2 rRNA genes are annotated in these 4,646 nt (G+C 38.2%); both read right to left on the reverse strand.

The window, feature by feature from the left end:
• Positions 1-1,001: 1,001 nt before the first annotated feature.
• Positions 1,002-1,118 (reverse strand): 5S ribosomal RNA (gene rrf / locus AVBRAN12637_RS09525).
• Between the two features lie 226 nt (positions 1,119-1,344).
• Positions 1,345-4,256 (reverse strand): 23S ribosomal RNA (locus AVBRAN12637_RS09530).
• Positions 4,257-4,646 lie beyond the last annotated feature (390 nt).

A 4,646-nucleotide genomic window follows, 5' to 3' on the forward strand; every position in this document is an offset into this window, starting at 1 on the left:
ACCCCCCCCCAACACTAAAAACTCATATCCTAATTATGTTTTATATGTGTAATAAATACTTTTATATAATCAATAAATCTAATTAATTTAATTACTTAATAAGCTTAGGTATTAACTTACTCTAAGGTATTTAATTAAGTTTAATTTTTATTACTTTAAATCACTAATTAAACTTAGCATAAAAATACTTTAGTATTAATTACTTATCTTCTAAAAACAATCTAAGCCCTAATTACTGCAAAAGAATTTAAATCCAAATTTTATATAAGCTTAATTTTTAAAAACTTCTTTTACAGAAACTTCGTTTTTTAAAAACTTTATCTTAAATAAACTCTATTTAATAAACACCTCATTTACTACTAATATTGCTTATTAAAGATAAAGATTTGATAGCATAAATAAGAAATTTGCTGCCAATAATATTACTTAATTAAAATTGGAAAAAATAATATTTAATTACATCCTTCACTACCAATATTATTTTTCAACCACTCATATTACCTTAATGATGTTTTCATATGAGATTATGGCTTACGTCTAAATATTATTCTAATATTGATTTAACTTTAACTACCTAAAAAACAATTAATCATCTAAGCTTATTAAATACATAATTCTTTAAACATATAAAGCTAATTAAATTAAATAAGCATACTCATATAAATATTTTAAACATATAACTTATAAATACTTCTAGCATATACTAAAACTACTTAAAGCAAATAAAAAACCTATATAAAAAGTAAGAGCTATATTGTATAAGTATCATTTAAAATATCTATTTTTATAATCTCATACTAAAAAACATAATTAAGCAAATTATTTAAAGTAAAGGTTTTAAAAACCCAAACAAAGCTAAAAAAGAAAGCAACAATAAAAACTTACCTTTTAGCCCTATCCCGTTTCTACAATTAAAAAATATAATAAAAAATTAAATCTAAAAATATGTATATAAAAATCAATTATTATTAAAAAGAAAGGAGTTAAAAAAGATTTTAACAAGTCCGCAACGAGCTACTTTCCCCATGCCAGTAAGGCGTAGTATCATCACCCACAATGTGCTTAGCTTCTTGGTTCGGGATGGGACAAGGCGTTACCACATTTGTATAATCACGGACATTGTTATTTAAATCTATTAGTATTTAATAAACTTAAATAACAATGTTAAAAGCAAGTAATAAACTAATTCAATAACCTTTTTAAAGCTAAAAGTGACGCAGTTATTTTTTCTTAGTGCTAGGAAAGCGACTGAGATAAGACTGATAGTCTATCAAAGGAGCTTGACGACGCAATAAGGAAAAAGAACAAGTCAATTAAAACCTTAGCAAGGAAGTAATGCTTATTTAAAGTAAGCGGACGGTCTATTAGTATTGGTCAGCTAAATGGCTTTCACCACTTACACACCCAACCTATCAAGCAGCTAGTCTTGCTGCGACCTTAAGAGAAGATTCATCTTAGAGTTGGCTTCGAGCTTAGATGCTTTCAGCTCTTATCACATCCGAACTTAGCTACGCTGCGATGCTCTTGGCAGAACAACAGCTACACCAGTGGTTCGTTCAACCCGGTCCTCTCGTACTAGGGTCAAATCTCTTCAATCTTCTTACGCCCACGGCAGATAGGGACCGAACTGTCTCACGACGTTCTGAACCCAGCTCGCGTACCGCTTTAAATGGCGAACAGCCATACCCTTGGGACCTGCTCCAGCCCCAGGATGCGATGAGCCGACATCGAGGTGCCAAACCTCCCCGTCGATGTGAGCTCTTGGGGGAGATCAGCCTGTTATCCCCGGGGTACCTTTTATCCTTTGAGCGATGGCCCTTCCACACAGAACCACCGGATCACTAAGACCGACTTTCGTCTCTGCTTGACGTGTTTGTCTTGCAGTTAAGCTGGTTTATGCCTTTATACTCTACAAACGATTTCCAACCGTTTTGAACCAACCTTTGTAAGCCTCCGTTATTTTTTGGGAGGCGACCGCCCCAGTCAAACTACCCACCAGACATTGTCCTACGTGAGGATAACTCACGCTAGTTAGCTACCCGAATAAGAAAGAGTGGTATCTCAACGATGGCTCATTATAAACTGGCGTCTATAACTCAAAGCCTCCCACCTATCCTGCACATTCTTATCCAAGTAGCAGTGTCAAGCTGTAGTAAAGGTCCACGGGGTCTTTCCGTCTTGCCGCGGGTAGGAGGAATTTTCACCTCCACTACAATTTCACTGGATCCCTCTTTGAGACAGCTCCCATCTCGTTACGCCATTCATGCAGGTCGGTATTTAACCGACAAGGAATTTCGCTACCTTAGGACCGTTATAGTTACGGCCGCCGTTTACTCGGGCTTCGATCAAGAGCTTCGCATTGCTGCTGACCCCATCAATTAACCTTCGAGCACCGGGCAGGCGTCACACCCTATACATCCACTTACGTGTTAGCAGAGTGCTGTGTTTTTGGTAAACAGTCGGGAGGGACTCTTTGTTGTAAGTTTCCTTGCTTTCGGAGTAAATCCTAATACAAGGCTAACCACACCTTATACCGAAGATACGGTGCTATTTTGCAGAGTTCCTTAAAGAGAGTTCTTCCACGCGCCTTAGAATACTCATCCCACCCACCTGTGTCGGTTTACGGTACGGGCAACATTATCTAAACTTAGAAACTTTTCTTGGCTCGACGGCATCAGCAATTCTTCCTTCCATCCGAAGACTTCAGAAAGCCTTTCAGTTCTCGGTCTAATGTTATACGGATTTGCCTGTATAACAACCTACTACCTTAGACTAGCACTTCCATCCGCTAGCTTGCTTAGCCCTAAGCGTCCTTCCATCGCACAATAATGTTGGTATTGGAATATTAACCAATTTTCCATCGCATACCCCTTTCGGACTTTGCTTAGGACCCGACTAACCCTACGATGACGAGCATCGCGTAGGAAACCTTGGGTTTACGGCGTTAATGATTCTCACATTAATTATCGCTACTCATGCCTGCATGCTCACTTCTATACGCTCCAACGCTCCTTACCGGTACATCTTCAACGCCTATAGAACGCTCTCCTACCACCCAAGCTAGGCTTGGGTCTACAGCTTCGGTACTTATTTTAGCCCCGTTATATTTTCCGCGCAAAATCACTAGACCAGTGAGCTATTACGCTTTCTTTAAAGGATGGCTGCTTCTAAGCCAACCTCCTGGTTGTTAAAGTAACTTCACATCGTTTTCCACTCAAATAAGATTTAGGGACCTTAGCTGGTAGTCTGGGTTGTTCCCCTCTCGACGACGGATTTTATCACTCGCCGCCTGACTGCTGTGATTACACTATAAGTATTCGGAGTTTGATAGGGTTTGGTACATTGGTGTATGCCCTAGCCCATTCAGTGCTCTACCCCTTATAGCTACTACACAACGCTATACCTAAATATATTTCGGAGAGAACCAGCTATCACGAAGTTTGATTGGCCTTTCACCCCTATCCACAAGTCATCCGGAGCCGTTTCAATGGCCGTCGGTTGGGTCCTCCACTAGTTCTTACACTAGCTTCAACCTGCTCATGGATAGATCACTTCGTTTCGGGTCTGCAGCATCTGACTTATCGCCCTATTAAGACTCGCTTTCGCTACGGCTTCACGTTAGCTTAACCTTGCCAGACACCACAACTCGCAGGCTCATTATGCAAAAGGCAGTCCATCACCCTGTATTGCTACATAGGGCTCTGAATGATTGTAAGCAAATGGTTTCAGGTTCTATTTCACTCTGATCACCTCAGTTCTTTTCACCTTTCCCTCACGGTACTTGTACACTATCGGTCAGACATTAGTATTTAGGGTTGGATCGTGGTCGACCCAGCTTCAGACAAGATTTCACGTGTCTCGCCCTACTCAGGATACTGCTAAGTAAAGTAAAGATTTTATGTACGGGAGTATCACCCTCTACGCTCAAGCTTTCCAACTTGTTCTACTATCTTTGCTTAGTCTTTGTTGCAGTCCTACAACCCCACTAGTAAACTAGTGGTTTGCCCTCTTACGCTTTCGCTCGCCGCTACTAGCGTAATCTCTATTGATTTCTTTTCCTGTTGGTACTAAGATGTTTCAATTCCCAACGTTCGCTCCATATATGGTAATACATATCTCTATGTATTGGGTTGCCCCATTCGGAAATCTACGAATTAATGCCCCTTGACGGCTCCTCGTAGCTTATCGCAGTCTAGTACGTCCTTCATCGCCTTTGTCTGCCAAGGCATCCACCATTTGCTCTTATTAGCTTACCTTTGTTAATAATGTTATTAATATTTTTACAATTAATAGTATTAATTGAAATATATTTGCATGCATTATTGTTATTGTTTTTAGTATTACTAAAACGCATTACTTCCTTGCTAAAGTTTTTATGTAATTATTAATCTTAATCTTCAAGACGGAAAGCGTCTAAGCTGTGATGCTTAAAAACTTTTTCTTATATATACTTAAATATATGTAATAAGAAAGAGATTAAGTATAACTACCTTTAACAAGCTTATGAAATTGTTTTATATTACTTGCTTGTGACTCTTAACATTGATAAATAAAATAACACTAGGTTAGAAACTATATATAAACATAGAATTAAATTAAATAAAACCTAGAAAGAACATTTAGCTTAAATGCTCTGTTTAAGTTTT

The organism is Campylobacter sp. RM12637, assembly GCF_020137645.1.
Taxonomy (GTDB): Bacteria; Campylobacterota; Campylobacteria; order Campylobacterales; family Campylobacteraceae; genus Campylobacter_E.